This window comes from Lacibacter sp. H375, from assembly GCF_037892425.1.
Lineage (GTDB): Bacteria > Bacteroidota > Bacteroidia > Chitinophagales > Chitinophagaceae > Lacibacter.
This window is the reverse complement of the sequence record NZ_JBBKTT010000001.1, coordinates 1,769,589-1,787,633: the sequence shown is the minus strand read 5'-3', so window position 1 is coordinate 1,787,633 and position 18,045 is coordinate 1,769,589. Positions and strand designations below refer to the sequence as shown.

The 18,045-nt window shown below is 39.5% G+C and carries 15 protein-coding genes; 3 read left to right on the top strand and 12 right to left on the bottom strand.

Annotated elements, in window-relative coordinates:
• Positions 1–198: 198 nt before the first annotated feature.
• Positions 199–1,596, top strand: coding sequence for an MATE family efflux transporter (locus WG954_RS07935; RefSeq protein ID WP_340435274.1), 1,398 nt, complete (start codon positions 199–201; stop codon positions 1,594–1,596).
• 52 nt (positions 1,597–1,648) lie between these two features.
• Here the strand turns inward: WG954_RS07935 and WG954_RS07930 are convergent, their stop codons facing one another.
• The 3 genes from WG954_RS07930 to WG954_RS07920 form a co-directional block, all read right to left on the bottom strand.
• Positions 1,649–2,488, bottom strand: a complete 840-nt coding sequence (locus tag WG954_RS07930; RefSeq protein WP_340435273.1) for a hypothetical protein — start codon at positions 2,486–2,488, stop codon at positions 1,649–1,651.
• 28 nt (positions 2,489–2,516) lie between these two features.
• The gene (locus WG954_RS07925) at positions 2,517–3,197 is read right to left on the bottom strand and encodes a hemerythrin domain-containing protein (RefSeq protein WP_340435271.1); all 681 of its coding nucleotides are present in this window, start codon (positions 3,195–3,197) and stop codon (positions 2,517–2,519) included.
• A 238-nt stretch (positions 3,198–3,435) separates the two neighbouring features.
• Positions 3,436–4,203, bottom strand: coding sequence for a hypothetical protein (locus WG954_RS07920; RefSeq protein ID WP_340435269.1), 768 nt, complete (start codon positions 4,201–4,203; stop codon positions 3,436–3,438).
• A 260-nt stretch (positions 4,204–4,463) separates the two neighbouring features.
• On the opposite strand from WG954_RS07920, the gene WG954_RS07915 reads away from it, so the two are divergent.
• Both WG954_RS07915 and WG954_RS07910 read left to right on the top strand, forming a co-directional pair.
• Positions 4,464–7,526, top strand: coding sequence for a ligand-binding sensor domain-containing protein (locus WG954_RS07915; protein WP_340435266.1), 3,063 nt, complete (start codon positions 4,464–4,466; stop codon positions 7,524–7,526).
• A gap of 122 nt (positions 7,527–7,648) precedes the next feature.
• Positions 7,649–8,161, top strand: a complete 513-nt coding sequence (locus tag WG954_RS07910; protein WP_340435263.1) for a GIN domain-containing protein — start codon at positions 7,649–7,651, stop codon at positions 8,159–8,161.
• Positions 8,162–8,234: 73 nt separating this feature from the next.
• Here the strand turns inward: WG954_RS07910 and WG954_RS07905 are convergent, their stop codons facing one another.
• The 9 genes from WG954_RS07905 to WG954_RS07865 form a co-directional block, all read right to left on the bottom strand.
• Positions 8,235–9,014, bottom strand: a complete 780-nt coding sequence (locus tag WG954_RS07905) for a LytR/AlgR family response regulator transcription factor (RefSeq protein WP_340435261.1) — start codon at positions 9,012–9,014, stop codon at positions 8,235–8,237.
• 70 nt (positions 9,015–9,084) lie between these two features.
• A complete protein-coding gene (locus tag WG954_RS07900; protein ID WP_340435259.1) occupies positions 9,085–10,104 on the bottom strand; it encodes a sensor histidine kinase in 1,020 nt (339 codons plus the stop codon).
• 68 nt (positions 10,105–10,172) lie between these two features.
• A complete protein-coding gene (locus tag WG954_RS07895) occupies positions 10,173–11,255 on the bottom strand; it encodes a sensor histidine kinase (RefSeq protein WP_340435257.1) in 1,083 nt (360 codons plus the stop codon).
• A gap of 127 nt (positions 11,256–11,382) precedes the next feature.
• A complete protein-coding gene (locus tag WG954_RS07890) occupies positions 11,383–12,738 on the bottom strand; it encodes a glycosyltransferase (protein WP_340435255.1) in 1,356 nt (451 codons plus the stop codon).
• Between the two features lie 112 nt (positions 12,739–12,850).
• Entirely contained in the window at positions 12,851–14,269 is a 1,419-nt protein-coding gene (locus tag WG954_RS07885; protein WP_340435253.1) for a S41 family peptidase, read from the bottom strand.
• A 221-nt stretch (positions 14,270–14,490) separates the two neighbouring features.
• Positions 14,491–15,084, bottom strand: coding sequence for a c-type cytochrome (locus tag WG954_RS07880; protein WP_340435251.1), 594 nt, complete (start codon positions 15,082–15,084; stop codon positions 14,491–14,493).
• A 95-nt stretch (positions 15,085–15,179) separates the two neighbouring features.
• A complete protein-coding gene (locus WG954_RS07875) occupies positions 15,180–15,644 on the bottom strand; it encodes a hypothetical protein (protein WP_340435249.1) in 465 nt (154 codons plus the stop codon).
• Between the two features lie 11 nt (positions 15,645–15,655).
• Positions 15,656–16,930, bottom strand: coding sequence for an OmpA family protein (locus WG954_RS07870; RefSeq protein WP_340435247.1), 1,275 nt, complete (start codon positions 16,928–16,930; stop codon positions 15,656–15,658).
• Between the two features lie 11 nt (positions 16,931–16,941).
• Positions 16,942–17,886, bottom strand: a complete 945-nt coding sequence (locus tag WG954_RS07865) for a cytochrome c (protein WP_340435245.1) — start codon at positions 17,884–17,886, stop codon at positions 16,942–16,944.
• Positions 17,887–18,045: the final 159 nt, after the last annotated feature.

Below are 18,045 nucleotides of genomic sequence, written 5' to 3'. Positions count from 1 at the left end.
TACCGTCTTCCACGGATAGTTTCCTTTGGTCAACAACCATGTTTTTGGTTCAAAAAGAAAAAGATTAGTTTTGCGACTCTTATTTCTACGCATATGAAGCTCCTTTTCGTCTTTTTATAAAAGACACACACGCCGAAACACCAATTACCTGAAGTAACACTTCAGCTATTCCATTTTATATATTATTAAACCTTTTTCATGACGACGACTAATAACCGTAACAGGCTATCATATATCTATCAAACATTTAAACAATCACTTAATGGTGAGGAGCAGGATTATACACAAGGAAGTATCCGCAAAGCTGTGTTTCTCCTAGCTATTCCCATGATCCTTGAGCTGAGTCTTGAAAGCGTATTCGCAGTAGTGGATATGTTCTTTGTAGGCAAGCTCGGTAAGAATGCTATTGCCACCGTTGGCTTAACAGAATCGGTGATCATGATCGTTTACTCTGTTGCCATTGGCTTAAGTACCGCTGCCACAGCTGTTGTAGCAAGACGAATTGGTGAAAAAAATCCGGATGCTGCGGCACATGCCGGTGCACAGGCAATGGTGCTGGGCATCAGCGTTGCTATTGTGATCAGTATCGTTGGTGTTATTTATGCAAGCGAGATTTTACAGTTAATGGGCGCTGCAAGTGATGTTGTAAAAGAAGGTGCAATTTTCACCCGCATTATGTTGGGCGGAAGTGTTGTCATTCTTCTTCTGTTTCTGATCAATGGTATTTTCAGGGGAGCAGGTGATGCTGCTATGGCCATGAAAAGTTTATGGATCGCCAGCTTGTTGAATATCATCCTCTGCCCCATTCTTATTCATTTTATGGGTTTGAAAGGTGCTGCTATTGCTACTGTACTTGGCCGAAGTTCAGGTGTGGCTTATCAATGCTGGCATTTGTTTAAAGGCAGTGGTTTATTGCAAATGAAAAAGAAACATTTTCATTTCGATGGTCCATTGATCCGATCACTCACAACTATTGCATCACCTGCAACCTTTCAATTTATTATTGCAACAGGCAGCTGGATCGTATTGGCAAAATTAGTTGCGGAAAGTGGCGGCACCACAGCATCAGCAGGTTACCAGATTGCCATCCGTAATGTGGTGTTCTTTATATTACCTGCATGGGGATTGAGTAACGCAGCAGCAACTTTGGTGGGACAAAACCTTGGTGCCAAAGAAATACAACGTGCAGAGCAAAGTGTTTTGCTCGCAGCAAAGTATAATGCCATTTTCATGAGTTTTGTAACAGTACTGTTTGTATTCTTTGCCACACCAATCATCCGCATCTTTTCACAGGAAGAAGCCGTTGTTGCTTATGGTGCAAGAGCATTGCAGATCATTGGTGCAGGTTATATTTTTTATGGCATTGGCATGGTGATGGTGCAGGCGCTCAACGGTGCCGGTGATACCAAAACACCAACAGTGATCAATTTTATTTGCTTCTGGTTGTTCCAGATACCGCTTGCTTATTTATTAGCTAAAGGACTTGATCTGAAATCAACCGGTGCATTCATTGCCATACCCGTAGCAGAAACGTTAATTGCATTAATGGCCTGGTATTATTTCAAGAAAGGCAAATGGAAATCAGTACAGGTATAAAAAAAAGCCCCCGTTACAACGGGGGCTTTAACCAAAAAACCGCCTGTTAATATTATTTGATCTCGCTCATCCATTTTTCGGCAAATGTTCTTGCTGTTGTAATAACATCTTTTCCTGCACGGAAGGCCATTTTCCAACGATTGCCTTTGCTTTCGTAAGCCCGGTTTACAAAATACTTTTTACCATTCTTGACAATAAGTTCTGCTTCAAAATCAATATCTGCTGTTTCATTTAAAAACTCCTGGAGTCTTTTCTTTACATACAGTAAATGATTTGATGGATACTTAGCTTCCCAATCGGCAATCTGCCTATCGTAATTCTGTTGATTTTGTTTAACACCCTGCTCGTAATTTTTTGCGTAGGCAACTACATGTTTGTTGTTCGGATCTTCTACTTTTTTTAAGTCTTCTTTTGCGCTGATGAGCACTTTTTCAAATATGGGTTTGTTAGCAGCATCTGATTTTTTAATAGTTTCTTCAATTTGAGCAATACCCTTTTTCTGATTAGCGATCATCTCAGAACGCATTTCTTCCGGTGTTTGTAATTTTTGAAATTTGGGTTTATAATAATCCCGCATCTCATTGTAGTTTTTAATAAAATCGGTAGTGCCTACATACTTTTTTGTATAAGAAAGAATATCTCCTGCTACGGCAGCACGATTTCCTGTTGCGATACTTTTTAGGCCCTTAATGCCATATATATCAAGTGAACCGCCGAGAATTCCCTGCCTGATCTTTTCTTCAGCACCGGGCTTTGTTAATCCCAGTTGTTTTAAGAAATCATCGCCCAGCGAACGAACGGTGAACGAAATGAGTGAACAACTTGCTGCTGTAATTATAGCAGCAATACTTAACACTTTAATGCCTTTGGCTATATAATTAGTTTTTTTCATTGTGATGGTTATTATTGTTTAGAAATGATTAAGCGAGCATTGCGCCTTCTGTAAGTTGTTCCTGTATTTTTTGCCAACGACATTCTGCCAGTTCATTTTCTGCCAGGTCAACATATGCGTTAAAGACAAATTCAGGTGCGTTGTTTTTTACCTGCTTCAGCCAACCAATGATCTCGGTGTTAGAAAGTCCACGCATCATCCATTTATTGTACAAAGGCATTTTATCAGCAGGAACGTTTGCAATAATATTCATGGTAATTCCGTGCAATACTTCATCATCATAATAGCGCCATAGTAATTTATTCAGCACATCTTCTTCTTTCTTCATGTGCGCAAGGTTAAACAACATGAATTCAAACACAGCAGTGCTAACAGCAGCGCCAATATCACGTTTTGAATCGGGAGAAATTGTTAGTGAAAAAGCCTGCAACAAACCATTGAGTTTATTGCTGAGTGCAAGATCTTGTACGTGCTCCTGAGCAAACACATCAACAACTGATGGTTCATACTCTACAATGGCGGGGAGGATAAACGTATCTTCTGTGTGTGCATGTTCATCAAACAGATCAAGAACGATCTTCACCTGCTGAACAGCTTCATCAGCATCTTCTGCGTCGGTAAAATCTGTTTGCTGCAGTTTTATGATGGTTTCATAAAGTAATGCACGGAGCCCCTTGTGTACCTGGTTGAAAATATTGTAACGTTTCATAAATAAGGTTTAATGGTGAAATAATGATAATGATGTAAAGTTGATGCACAATTGCCCCATTGAAAACTCATAATGTGATGAGTTGTTTTTTTTACTGCATGAAATGTTGATGCTATAAAAGAAATGTACAGGTCACTATTCCTTGCAATAAAATACATAAGCCGGAAGTGTTACGGCACTTCCGGCTTATCTTTCTTGCTTGTGTTAGCAGTGGTCACTTTACGGAGTGAAACCGCTTTTACGATGCCTGTCTTAATACAAATCCTTCCAGTATAATATTGGTGATACCAGCGATTTTTTGAATGCGCATCTTCGTTGGATAGTAACCGGTTACCTGAACCTTTGCGGGCTGTGGAATGTCACGCACGAATCCAGAGTTGGCTAAAATAAATGCCTCAGTGATCATTGGTTCGTAAAATGTCACTTTACCATCATAAGAACCATAGATAAATGTTTGTGTAAATGGCGCACCACTTAATTCAGGAGAAGTAAAGTCGAGCCAATGAACACCCATCTTTGGAACACCACCACCCGGGTTAAAATAAGTAGCAGGGAAATACTCAGGTGCAGGCGTGTTCTTGTGTTTGCTGCTGTCAACTTCGTAAGGAGGAATTGCATCCACTGCTTCTGGTGAAATAGTGTAGAAATGAAAATCGAAGTGTGGCAATCCGTAAATGAATTCCGGTTCATGACCATGTGGATTCCAACCAAGACCAACATGATTGAATACTGATTTCGCTTTGGGGTGCAACTGCAATGTAACATTGTTGCTGTGATTGTGCCCACCGGTATTATCGCCACCACGATCGAGGCTGCTCATTGCAGCTTCATCAATAGCAACAGCTAAACGAAGTGGTTTATCACTTTCATCTACTTCGTACCATGTCCAGGCTTTTCCGTGTTGAAATGGAACTACCGGACCGTTAAATACTTTTTGTTTGTCTTCTTTCTTACAGGAAGTTAAGATGGTGCCTGCCAACAGAGTTAAAATAAAAAACCGTTTCATTGTTTTGTTTGAGGTTTAATGATTGAATGATTAACGACACAAAGATGTTATGGACAGCAGCAGAAAGAAATACTGTTGTGCATGAATTGTAGTATTAAAGCAGTGAATTGTAGTTGCATGTCTACAGCAACAACTAATCATCCATTTGGCGTTTACAACTCATCCGTACAATCGCACAATTCAATAACGATATCAACAGTTCATACAGTCATTTCCCCAGTTTATGCAGGCAATCGTTAAATTTGAAGTACCTGAACACTATGCCCCACAAACTATCCTTCATTTGTATATTTTTCTGTTTCCTGAACAGCGCTGCTGCACAAGAAACCCTCAACTATACATTTACACATTACAATACAAGCTCTGGTCTTTTATCTAACCAGGTAAATACAGTAGTACAGGATGAGCAGGGATATATCTGGACCGGCTCAGTTGACGGGCTGCAACGATTCGATGGAATCCGTTACAAAACCTTTCGTCATCGTAAAAATGACAGTACAACTATTTCCTCCAATCCTATTTCGCAACTACTGATCGATAGCAGTAAGAATCTCTGGATCCTTATGTCAGATGGCCGTATCGGAATTTTTAATACAAAAAATTTCAGATTCAGCGAAACACCCTTGCATATGCTGGATAAAGACGCATTAAAAACATCGATCAAAAAAGTAGTACTCGACAGTAAAGGCGATGTATTCATGATATTAGGCGGCCATGAGTTATTGGTGTACGATGCAAATAAACACGCATTTGTTTCAGCACATAAAAGATTCAAAATTCCGGATGGCTGGCATATTGGAGATTTTGCTGAGCAGCCAAATGCCGGCAAATACTGGTTCACTACTAAAGACGGAACTATTGCCATTTATAATAACGCAACAAAGAACTTAAGCACTGCTTATAATAATATTGAAAAAGAAAAAATAATCGATCAATATAAAGGTGTAATCGGCCCTTACGGCTATTTCTTCGATTCAAAGAACAGGGTTTGGTTCTTAAGTTGGGGAAACGGGTTTCCATATATCTATTGTTATGACCTGAAGAAGAATGATCTCTATTTTCCAAAGGCAGAGTTGCATAGCTATATCAAATCTTATTATGAAGTGCATGGATTTCTTGAACAGAAAGATGGCAGCATTTGGATAAGGGGACTTCAGATATTTGCACGCTTCAATGAAACAACCAAAACATTTGATTTTGTAAACAATGGCTATACGTCAGAACGAAGTATAGCGTATGAGCATGTACGTGGATTAACAGAAGATCGTGAAAACAACCTCTGGGTTGCTACAAATAATAATGGCTTATATCGTTTTAATCCGGCAGAGCATGTTTTTCAGAATGTAACTCATATCAACCGTGTAACCGGACTGCAAGGACGGGGAGGTGTACTCTCTTCCATCGAGATGAAAGACGGCACAATACTGGTATCGGCATGGGGTGATGGGCTTTATCATTATGATAAAAACTTAAAGCCTATCCCAATAAACATCAAAGGACTTGACGAAAGGCTCACATATTCAATCTGGAGCATGTATGCTTCACAAGACAGTAATACTATCTGGCTCTCTGCACAACCGGGTTTTGTGAAAATAAATCAACAAACCCGCACTTCCGCATATTACAACCCGCCTGTATTACAAAACAGAACTGTAAGACAAATTGCAGAAGATAAGTTGGGCAACCTTTGGTTTGGTATGCAATCAATCGGATTATTTAAATGGAATGCATCCACAGGTAAAAAAGATTATGCTGAAGGCATCAAACATGTCTCTTCGTTACCCACCAACCAGGTAAATAAGATTATAGTTGATTCTAAAGGCTTAGTATGGATTGCCTTTGCAACAGATGGAATTTATGCCATTGACCCATCAACAGATAAAGTGATCTACCATTTCAGTAATACCAAATCAGGTGCATATAAATTACCACAAGAAGGCGTTTCGGCATTACTTGAGTATAACGACAGCACCATGATCATTACAACAGGTTCTCAAATTTTACTATTTAACCGGATAAGCAACAAAACAAGACTACTTGGGAATGCTGAAACTATTTCCGGCTACATCGCATCACTTGAGAAAGACCGTAATGGATACATATGGCTTAGCAGTACAAGTGGTTTATACCGCATCAGTATTCAAAAAAATCTCTTTATTCGTTTTGGTAAGACAGACGGAATTGACAACGAAGATTTTGCACTCTCCTCTTCGAGGCGATTTCGTGACGGTCGTTTAATTTTTGGAAGCAGTAATCATTTTGTTGTATTTGATCCGGTTTCAATTGTTTTAAATAATGCAAAACCCAAAGTAACGATTACAGATTTTAAAGTAAGAAACAAATCAATTCCGGTTGATTCATTATTAAAGCTCGAACTCATAAATCTGTCCCCCGGCAACAACTCGGTAATCATTGAATTTTCGAATCTGCAATACAATACATCGAGTGTTATTCAATACAAAATGGATAAGATTGACAAAGACTGGCAATCGGCCGACAATAACAACCAGGCTGTTTATTCATTTTTACCAATCGGCACGCATACATTCAGGCTTCGGGTAATGGACGAAGAAGGACGCTTTACAGAGCAGGATACAAAACTTGTTATAAAAATGAATCCACCTTTCTGGAAATCATGGTGGTTCTACAGTTTATTGATATTGGCAGGAGGGGCAATCATTTTTTGGCTCGACCGTGAACGTATGAAACGTAAAGAAGCAATGCAGGAAATGCGTTCAGGCATTGCCGACAATCTGCATAAAGAAGTGAATACTGCTCTCAGCAATATTAATATCCTGAGTGAAATGGCAAAACTGAAAGCAGATAAGGATCCAGAGAAATCGAAAGAATATATTGAGCAGATCCATACTAAAAGCCATAATATGATGATTGCTATGGACGATATGTTATGGAGCATTGATCCTGATAATGATAATATGACCAAAACGGTTGAACGCATGAAGGAATACCTTGATGCACTCAACAATCGTAATGGCGCCGAGATCGACATTCTTGTTGATAAGAATGTAGAAGCTCTTTCGCTCAACATGAAGCTTCGCCACGAATCATTTCTTTTGTTTAAAGAAGCAGTTAAAAGCCTGATCTATGCAGGTGCTCAAAAATGCAATATCCATATCAGTTACGAAAAACCACGACTGCAGTTTACCATGCAGTTTAAAAATGATTGTTGCGATATGCAACAGCTCAACAATCTGCTGCAGCGGCAGGATATGGAAAACAGGCTCAAAACCATAAAAGCACAGCTTGATGTGCAGGTACACAAAAGCAGCTCCATTTTTGTGTTGCTGGTTCCGGTAGCATAACCTTCATTACATATTCATTTCATACAGCAGCTGTAACGTTTCATACAGATGTGTTTTTCCGCTATGTTCATAGCTGAGCATCTTTGCATGGTTAAACTTTATCATCATTAAACCTTTTCATCATGAATGTAAAACACCTGCTCACTGTAGTTCTTTTGCTGGTTACTACTGCAGCCTCAGCACAAACAACAGAAAAAAAGAAATCAGCCATTAGTAAAGTAACTGTTCAACCTTTTCACAAACTGGTGATCAATGCTTCAATTGATGTGTTGTTGATCGAAGACAACGAACCCGGCATTCTTTACATTGAAGGCGATAAACAATACTTCAATGAAATTTCTGTAAAACAGGAAAACGGCGTATTGACTATTGAAGCAAGCAAAGACAGAAGTTATAAGAATAAAATTTACATCGGTCTACCGGTTAAAAATCTTGCTGCAGTTGATATTTATGCAAAATCTTTTGTTACAGGCATGAACACCTTACAATCGAAAGATCTTGTGATCACCCTGTACGACGAATGCATGGTAAATCTGAAATCAACAGGTACTATTGAGATCAGAAGCAGTGCTGAGATAGGTTATAACTTCCTGAAAAAACTACCTAGAGAATACAGGAGTGGTTTAGGACAATAAAGAAACACCGTTATCAACATAAAAAAAAGAACAGCAATTGCTGTTCTTTTTTTATTTTTTAAATGGTTGAATATTATTTACCCATCCACTTTTTAAACTCGGTTACCTTCTCTCTGCTTACCAATGCTTCTTTATCAACCGCTGGCTTTAATTGGAGTATCAGACGGTTACCAAAGTAATCGTCGATTTTATCGATACTGCTTACTGAAACATAAAACGAACGGCTGATGCGGAAATACTTTTCAGGATCAAGCATATCCTCCAGCTCATCCATTGTATAATCAACTACATATTTTTTGTTATCGCTTGTTTTGAAAAAGTTGAGTCGTCCATCGCTGTAGAAATAAGCGATCTCGTCAATTTCAACCGATACCAGTTTCTGCGCATGCTTCACCAGGAAACGCTTTCTGAATTCCTTAGGTTGCAGTTTCTGTTGCAATTCACGTACAAGACTTTCAAGATTCATATCCGATTTTCCATCGGGTGCTTTTGCTGTTGCATGCAGGTGACGGTATTTCTGCAAAGCTGCCTGCAGCTCCTCCTTTTGAATAGGTTTCAGCAAATAGTCAACACTGTTCACTTTAAAAGCTTTCAATGCATATTCGTCATACGAAGTAGTAAAGATTACCGGGCTCTTCACTTCTGCTAAATTAAATACTTCAAAGCTCTGCCCATCGGCAAGCTCAATATCCATCAGGATAAGATCGGGTTGTTGATTGCTTTGTAACCAATCGACGGTTGCTTTGATACTATCTGTTACACCAATCACCGATGCTGTTGCATCAACAGCTGCCAATGTTTTTTGCAGTTTCTTCACTGCAAGTTCTTCATCTTCTACAATAAGTATTCTCATTTGCCTGTTTTTTGTTGATTATTGCCTTCCCGATAACTCGGGGTTATATCTTTTAAAATTTTTATTCTCATTACAGTAAGCTGTTCTTCGCCTCAGTTAATATTGCTCGTTTCATCTCTCCATTATTATTCCAGATAAGCGGAAGCACCACTGTATAATTCTTTTCATCTTCCATTACCTGGAAACCCGGTTGCTTCAACAGATCATACTTTGCACGAATGTTCTCTAACCCCACCTTATTACTCGGCGCTTTCACAGTACGACGTTGCAGGTTGTTATTCACCACCAGTTTATTCCCTGCAGTAGTAAAAATATCGATCACCAATGGTTTATTCTTTGAAAGCACATTATGCTTCACAACATTCTCTACCAACAACTGTAACGTAAGTGATGGCAACATGTATGAATCGTAACGCTTGTCAATTTCAATATTCAACTGCACCGCTTCGCCATGCCTTGTTTGTAATAATTGATAATACGAACGGATAAACCGTATTTCATTATCCACTGTGCTCAATCCATCTTCGTTATTACGTAACAAGTATCGATATACTTTACTCAACTCATTCAAGAACTTTTCTGCTTTCTTTTTGTCTTCACTGATAAGTGATGAAAGGGTGTTGAAGCAATTAAACAGGAAATGTGGATTTACCTGGTTCTTTAAACTATCAAACTCATGAAACATAGAAAGCTGTTGCATGTGTTGTTTCTCTTCCACACTTTCTTTATAACGCTCCAGCACATAATCCGCTTCATACAGTGTTTCAAAGATGAGGTTTACACAAAAGCCCACGATAAGGCCCTGTTTAAAATCTTCCCATGAAAAATTGTACCCAAGAATATGCAATGCATCATACAGCAGGAAGATCAATGTAACAGAGAACGACATGAAAGGAATAAGACAGAATGCCTGCAATAATATTCTCTTCTTTGTTTGCTTTAATCCATGAAACCTATGTTTGATGTAGTTGCCAATAAATACGTGCCCCCGCCATGAACCTATTCCGATTATAAAGATCAATGGAAACGAAACAAGCCAGATATTGATATCATGAAAAAACTTTTCATCGTACAAAATAAAGTTGAGCATTATGTCAATGATTGGCATTGATGCTACAAAAGAATACAGCTGAAGCTTCGTTGGTTTATTCCACACACTCATAGCATTACCTCCGCTGTTTTGCAGATCAATGGTAAACGGATGATGCGTTCACCTGGCTGATCGGTAATGATTACTTCTGAGCGATTGATCAACTGGTAGCGATTGATGAGGTTATCGAGTCCCGCTTCCACATCAACGGTTTCTGCAACCACTTTTGGTTGCAGATTGTTACGTACAACAATCCATTTATCGTCTTCTGAATCGATCTGAATTTTCAACGGGCTTGATTTACTCAAGCTGTTCTGCGTAAACGCATTTTCGATCAGTACCTGTAACGATAAAGGCGGCAACATCGTTTGCGCTGCAGCCTCAGATACGTTTACCGACAGCTGCAACCCATCACCATATCTTGCTTTCAACAAATAGAGATAAGATTCTACAAACTGCAATTCCGTTTCTAAGGACACCATCTGGTCTTCATCGTTCCGCAGCATGTAACGGTATACTTTACTCATCTCATTCAAAAAACGTTCAGCCTGATCTTCATCTTCACTAATAAGACTTGACAAAGAGTTTAAGCTATTAAAAAGAAAATGCGGATTCAGTTGACTTTTTAAACCCTGCAGCTGACTTTGCCTGAATACTTTTTGTAACTCTTCTGTTTCTTTTAAACTGTCCTTCCATTTTTCATAACGGTCCACACCTTCCATCATTAACGTAATAAATACATTAACGATGCTCATGCCGATATAGGCCAACAGAAACATATTTTCATTAAACCTGTAATTGAAAAACGCTATTTGCTCGTAACCCCGGAACATGAGGTATAAAAACAAACCGGTAATTACGATAAACGTAAGAATCATAAATGTAAGCCGGGTACTTACCTGGTTTTCATCTGGAAAACGTTTTTTCATGAGAACCGCCCATCCGCCACAAAAAATGAAATTGATAGCGAAACCTATGCAACCTAAAACCGTAGCCAGCAAAAAAACGCCCAGGCTTGAATAATAGCCAGCCCCCAGCAAAATTGAATTTATGATGATGCTGATGGGTAACAGAATGATCGCAAGAACCGCATAATCCCTTGTGGTATAAGATGGTAATTTGATCTGCATATCTATTTTACAAATTACCATCTTTTGCTGGTTTTGTTGATATGACGGAAAGGAAAAACGGATCATCCTGTATGAATTGAGTAAAAACGGGGATGAATTGTAGGCCTGGCGGGAGGGTTAAAAAACCATCCGGCCAGACCCGTCAACCCTAGAATATTTTTTCGCTGTATCTGTTTGAAATGATAAGATCATTTGCCGGTTGCAATACTTCAGCAACAAGGTTTGCAAACAGACTGTTAGCATCGTACTGCTGAAATTCATTCGCCAGGTTTTGAATATTGATTTTGTATTCATCGGTTCCGGTTACTTCGTCAACCGCCTTCCTGATCTGTTCAACTTTGGGTAATTCGGTTTTCAGATCAACACCTATTTTGAAATATCCAACCCTTGCACAAATTTCATTCTTCCCTTCATGAACACCTGCTGTTACCATTGGCACACGGTTTTCAATTGCAAGCATTACGCCTCCATAACCACCATTGGTTACATATACATCAGCATAAGGCATAATATCATCAAAGGCAATAAAATCTTCTATTATGATATTGTTCTGCGGATAGCTTGCACGCAACTCACTTGTTTGCGAACCGCCGGTTGTAACTACAACAAGCGTATCTGAATGTTTAAATGCCTCAAAAGTTGGCACCAGTAGTTTATTGACATCTTTTTCTACAGTTCCTTGTGTTACAAGCACCACTCGTTTGTATTGATTCAATCGTTCATCGAACCACTGTTCTTTGTTTTGATTACTGCTGTAAGGAAGCATTGAGCCGATAAACCGAACATTCTCCATCATGTCGCTACGCTTATACTCAAAACCGGGTGTACCACTTTGCAGGTAATAAGTTGCCTTGCTGATACCAAGGTCGAAAAGAAATTTATTATCATGATCAATATAATAACCTTCCAATATTTTTTTCATCAACTTATCTGACTTGCTGAATAAAATATTCTCAGCCATAAAGCGAAGCATACTGTCTCTCACTTTACTAAGCCATGTAGTACCAGGTGTTAATCCCAAACCTGCAGGTGGGAGATCTTTTGATGTTTGCATCAATGGCACAATGCCCATTGAAAAAACAGGTATCTCCATAAGGTCAGCAACAAACGGGATGGCCGTAAACAGAACATCTGCCACAAACAGATCAAACTTAAACTCCTTGTAAATGTCTTTGATATCATTGTAATACTCCGGCGCACGGAGAATGAAATAGTTCTTTAGATCGTAATTGAGTTTTTGGACCTTGCTTTTGATCTTTGTGCGCTCAGGAAACATCTCGTCGATCTCAGTTGCCGTAATATCCAGCGCTTTTACAAACGGATAATGAGGAATTGCAAGTTTCTCCAATTTCGCTGCATAGTAAGTTGATGTGTACCAACGTACTTCATAACCGAGTGATTGGAGATGTTTAGCCAACCCTGTAAGCGGATTGAAATGTCCATCAGCAGGAACTGAGGCAAACAGAATTTTCTTTCCGTTACCTGCAGCAAGTTGTTTGTTCATGGTAGAATAAATTGATAAGGTTTATAATGAACAAACTTAACGCACACAAACAGCTTCCACTAATTACACATGCATGAACTGGTTATTTCATTGCATGATCTGTCTAGCCAAATCATTTCTTTGCATTGATAAGTTGTTTCAGGAAAGCCAACTCAGTATCAACAGCATTCGCTAAATGATTTGGATCAAATGCAGTAATATGATCTGGCTGCACTCCCATCTTCTCTTTCCATTTACAGGAAGCAGTAAACATAGCTGTGGGGATATACACGAAAATATTTGAGTGTGGTAATTTACTGTTGAGTATTTCACCTGTAAGATCAATTTGCTCTCCGGTTGGTTGACCGATGATAACTCCCAGTTTCGAACACTTCACCTGCATGGCCGTCATGTGTGCCGATGAATAAGTGCGGGCACTGGTAAGCAAATAAAAATTGCCCTTAAAAAACAACTCCGGCTTTGTTAGTTGCAATGGATTGTCTGATTCAAAATAAGTGGTAAGAAATTCGCCGTCTCTTTTCCAGGTTTTTAACGCATTATCAAATTGCTTCTTCAACCAAAAATCTGCAGGCAACGCATGTAAGCGTTTTGATTCACGAAATGATTTTGAATTGACCGACAGCAACGGCTTTTGCGTGAGATAAGATAAAAACAACGTGCCGATCATTGAGTTGCCGCCTCCATTCCTCCGCAGATCAAGCGCCACATGCTGAATATTTCTTTGTTTGATGATGGTGAAAAAAGAATCGAGTTTTTCTCGGATACGCTCCATATTCCCCGAATAACTTCTGCATTCAATTACAGCTAAATTTTCCTCGGGATAAATATCCATCGTCCATAAAGGAGAAGGAAATAAATTCTTCAGGTAATCATCAACCGAAACTGCAACCGATTTTACATTCCGTATCGTTCCACCAGGTTCCTGCACTTGCAGGGAGAATGGTGCAGACCAACCGTATTGATTCCACAATAAAAATCCAAACAAACGTGAAGCAGTTGCGAGCCGATTGGCTTTGTGATCACCAGACATTGCGTTGTACAACTCTGTTATAATTTCGTTTATCGGTTTATTGTTGATGGATAAAATGCGACTGCCCGGCTTTACCTGCATTAATGTATCATGATCTTGTTTAACCCACACTTCGTTTTCCTGTATGGTGATTTCATACGAAAGAAAACGCCCACCACCGGCTTTAAACGCTTTTAGTTCCTGGCTTTCAAAATCAGTTTCAACAAACGTATGCCCATCGTTATACTGAGCCAGCAAAGGAGCAAGTATTTTCATAAATGCCGGCCGGGACAAACTTCCGTTTAATTCACTCCTTACCTGCTGCCATTTTTTTTCTGTTTCCACACTGTCGGCATTGCCGTAGAGTTTTGGGTGAGAAGAAAGTACCCAGTGGTGAAGTGTATCAAGATCTGCACGTAATTGTTCTGCATTGAATAAAGCCGAGCTGTCCGCTCCCTGTGCTTGTGCATACACAGTGCCAAATGAAAATAGTAAGAAGACAACAGGTATTATTTTTTTCATAAACGATGGTAAAGATAAAAGCAGTGCATAGCGAAACAACCACATAAACGGGTGGCTTCTCCATGATCTGTATTTCTGAAATGTAACCGGTGATGGCATAAGTTAGAATTTGATGTTGCTGAAAGAAGTAATCGGCAATTTTTTTTTGAAATAGTAATGCCCAACGGGAGAGCCCGTCGGGCAGGTAATTATACCTAAACACTAAACAATCCTAATGCGTATTAATTTTTTAAAGCTGTAAATGGCACAGGTGCCGGTACTACATTTTCAACAGGCTTGGTTGATTTCAGAAAAGCAAAAATTGCTTTGATGTCTTCGTCACTGAAGTTCTTATATACAAACCAAGGCATAGGTGGCAGCAACGGCCGGCTGTTATCAAGCCCTTTATATTTTCCTTCACGTATTGCTTTAAAGAATTGTGCTTCGGTCCAGTTGCCGATACCGGTCGCATCGCTGCTGATGTTTGCTGCAAACGACATTCCCCAAGGGCCAACCCATGCAGTAAGATCACTCCCAAACAAACCCCACCCGCTTTTCACTACATTACTATCTGCTTTTTGCAAAGGTCTTGTTGATGGATAACCTGAGAATCGCAACTCGGGAATAATTTGTGGTTCACCGGGGCCCATAATTTTTGGCGAATGACAATCATCACAACCAACAGAACTCACGAGGTATTCGCCTCGTTTTATGAGCTCCGCATTCGTGAGAGGTTTTTTTACTGCATCATTGTTTGCTGATGTGCCGGTACAAGCTGCAACAAATGTTACGATACCAGCTGCTACAATCGTAACAAGAATAAATGTATTCTTCATTTCTGATAAGGTTTAATTCAACTGCAATGTAGATCACAACAAAAGCCATTTCAAGTGGAGCATGACTGAATTGCAAAAAATAAAGGATGAATTGTTTAACCGAAAACTGCCGCTATCAGTAATGCAATAAATCCGCTGATGTTTGCAACCTGCCTCCACGAAAACCAGTAGAGCCATTTACTCCGGTATTCAACCCAATTAGCAGGAAATGTTTCCAGTGTCCAGCTGTTGATGATACGGTTAATGGGCATATCACCTTTTAAGATCAGTACAACATCTGTCAGCAAACCTGCAAAAGCTATACTGCTGCCGGCAAGTAATATTATAGATGACTGGAAAACAGCCGCCACTACCAACACAAGACCGAGTACCAGTGCCGAATAAACAACGGGCTTAAATTTTTTCAGGAAATTCCTGTCTAATAATTTTCGTAATTCAATGTAAGATGCTGCGCCCATACTTTCCTGCACATTACGCATAGCAATCATATACATGAATGATTGGCTTACAATCACGCTATAGATAAAAAGATTCAATAAGATTAAAATTTTCAGTTCCATAATTAATTGCTTTACAGTTTTGTAAATTCTACTCTTCGGTTAGCCGCTTTTCCCTCTTTGGTTTTATTATCAGCAACAGGTTTACTTTCTCCTTTGCCATCGGTTTCCATCCTGGCTGCATCAATTGCAAACTCATTTACCAATACATCTTTTACTGTTGCTGCCCGCTTTTGTGAGAGTGTGAGATTGGCTGCATCAGCACCATCGCTGTCTGTATGCCCTGTAATGCTGATACGAACTGATGGGTTTGCTTTTAACACTGCTGCAATTTCACGGATCACGCCATAAGATGCAGGTTGCAATGTTGCTTCGTTTACATTGAAGAGAATACCTGTGGTAGAAAATTTACCCTCTTCCATCAACTTATGTCTTGTATCAGGAATACCTGTGGCCACTTTGATGTTGCCCAGATAAAAACCAATTTCATTTTCTTTATATCCCGAGTTATGGATCTTAAAGAACAGTTGATTAAACATGTATTGCGTTGCTAATGCTTTTGGTATATCAAACACTTTTTCACTGTTTATCCAGATGCGTAAGCGGCTTTCCTGCATCTGCATGGCGATGTGTATTACCTTATTATAATTATCATCGAAGCTGTTCAACTCCTGGTCGGCACTTTTGTAAAAATCTCTTCGCTCAATAAAACTTTTTACGCCGGCATAACTGGGTGTACTCTTATAACCCGGGCGAAGCATTACTTCTGTTGATTGGTATTTACTGTGATTGGTCATTAGCTCATTCTCTGTAGTAGCCAAGTCACTACTTGACAATAAACCAAACGTAACTAATGGAAGCGTATAACTTTTGTAGTTAAATGCCAGCAACAGATCAAATTCAACTGTGAAGTTTTTTGGAAATTCTGTTTTATTACCGGTGAGGTAAAAAGAATTCTGATACATCTTTGTCCACTTACCGCTCAACCCATCTACTGTTACTACTTCACCTTTGCCGGTTGTATTCCAGTTAAGTGGTAATTCACCAATAGCATCCTGCGAAAAATCTTCGGTGTACAATAATTTTTCACCCGGAATAAAATCGAATGTGCTTGCATACCCAACATTCTTTTTGGTTGACGGAGCAGCTGCATCATTTGTGTTGTTGACCGCAGGCTTTGGTTTGCCTTTTCCTTCCACTTCATCTAATGCTTCATCAATGCCTTTATCAATTTTGTTATTGACACGCTGGTTTACTTTTGCTTTTGCCCGGTTCAATACATTGCCGATCTGTGCCTGCGTCATCAACGGCAATAAAAACAAAGCTGCAATAAGAAGATGTTTGTTCATGATTAGTTATTTTATTTTTCTTCAACTGATGTTTTAGCTGGTTTTACCGATTGCAGGTAATTATAGATCGCAGTCAATTCATCATCAGTCATTTTCTTATACGAGTTCCACGGCATATGACTGTGCTTAATAAGTTTTCCCATACGAACACGCTCAATGAAGTTCTGTTTACTCCAACCGTAGATGCGGCTTTCAGGATGTGGCGTAAGATTAGGAGGTGTTAATGTATCTAACCCCGGTTCAACAAATGCATTACCACCGGCAAGAGGCTCACCTATATAATCACCTGTTGGACCACGCAGTGTATGACATCCGGAGCAGTTGGCCACATTATTTACAATGTAGTCACCATATGCAGCCGTTGTATCTGGTGTTACTGTTTTTGGAATTGTGCCTTTGGGTCCAACAGGTTTTACTAAAAATGCTTTCAACACTTTTCCCAGCGTGCTGTATTCATTTTCAGGTACAACATTTTTTACCGGTTTAAGTGTACGCAGGTAAGAAATGATGGCTGTCATATCTTCTTCACTAACGTTATGAAAAGGCATAAAGTCGATCATTGCCTGCCCTTTAGAGTTAACGCCATAGTATAACGTGCGGGCAATCTCGCCATCAGTTAATTTACCAATACCTGTTTCTTCATCGGAAGTAATATTTCTGCTGTAAAAATTTCCGAGTTCAAACGCAAATTTGCGGCCCCCACTTAATGTAGGTTCAATACCAAGCTGAGCCAACGAATCAGTGTTTTGATTACTGTGACAATCGGCACAATGCGCCATACTGTAAACAAGATGTTTTCCCTGTGCAATAACTGTACTGTCGGTTGATGCTTTAATGGCAGGATAAGGTGCTTCAAAACGAAGATCCTGGCGGGTAGCGGTTAAGGCTGTAAGTGCAACGATAATGAACAGCAGAATAAAGCCTGTCCACTTCGCAATTTTTTTGAATCGCTTCATGATAATAAGGTTTTGAATGGCAAAGATGTTTGGGCGCAACTGCATTCAAAAGAAGGCTTTGCATGAATTGTATTTTTTGATTGATGAACTGCTAAAGCGGTAACTGACAGCTTCTGCTTTCTTATGCATGTGCGGAATAAACCAATTCATCCGCTTGTT

Bases quoted from the DNA above. Each gene is read 5' to 3' on its own strand.
- WG954_RS07935 (WP_340435274.1), top strand. From the start codon at position 199: ATGACGACGACTAATAACCGTAACAGGCTATCATATATCTATCAAACA.
- WG954_RS07930 (WP_340435273.1), bottom strand. From the start codon at position 2,488: ATGAAAAAAACTAATTATATAGCCAAAGGCATTAAAGTGTTAAGTATT.
- WG954_RS07925 (WP_340435271.1), bottom strand. From the start codon at position 3,197: ATGAAACGTTACAATATTTTCAACCAGGTACACAAGGGGCTCCGTGCA.
- WG954_RS07920 (WP_340435269.1), bottom strand. From the start codon at position 4,203: ATGAAACGGTTTTTTATTTTAACTCTGTTGGCAGGCACCATCTTAACT.
- WG954_RS07915 (WP_340435266.1), top strand. From the start codon at position 4,464: ATGCCCCACAAACTATCCTTCATTTGTATATTTTTCTGTTTCCTGAAC.
- WG954_RS07910 (WP_340435263.1), top strand. From the start codon at position 7,649: ATGAATGTAAAACACCTGCTCACTGTAGTTCTTTTGCTGGTTACTACT.
- WG954_RS07905 (WP_340435261.1), bottom strand. From the start codon at position 9,014: ATGAGAATACTTATTGTAGAAGATGAAGAACTTGCAGTGAAGAAACTG.
- WG954_RS07900 (WP_340435259.1), bottom strand. From the start codon at position 10,104: ATGCTCAACTTTATTTTGTACGATGAAAAGTTTTTTCATGATATCAAT.
- WG954_RS07895 (WP_340435257.1), bottom strand. From the start codon at position 11,255: ATGGTAATTTGTAAAATAGATATGCAGATCAAATTACCATCTTATACC.
- WG954_RS07890 (WP_340435255.1), bottom strand. From the start codon at position 12,738: ATGAACAAACAACTTGCTGCAGGTAACGGAAAGAAAATTCTGTTTGCC.
- WG954_RS07885 (WP_340435253.1), bottom strand. From the start codon at position 14,269: ATGAAAAAAATAATACCTGTTGTCTTCTTACTATTTTCATTTGGCACT.
- WG954_RS07880 (WP_340435251.1), bottom strand. From the start codon at position 15,084: ATGAAGAATACATTTATTCTTGTTACGATTGTAGCAGCTGGTATCGTA.
- WG954_RS07875 (WP_340435249.1), bottom strand. From the start codon at position 15,644: ATGGAACTGAAAATTTTAATCTTATTGAATCTTTTTATCTATAGCGTG.
- WG954_RS07870 (WP_340435247.1), bottom strand. From the start codon at position 16,930: ATGAACAAACATCTTCTTATTGCAGCTTTGTTTTTATTGCCGTTGATG.
- WG954_RS07865 (WP_340435245.1), bottom strand. From the start codon at position 17,886: ATGAAGCGATTCAAAAAAATTGCGAAGTGGACAGGCTTTATTCTGCTG.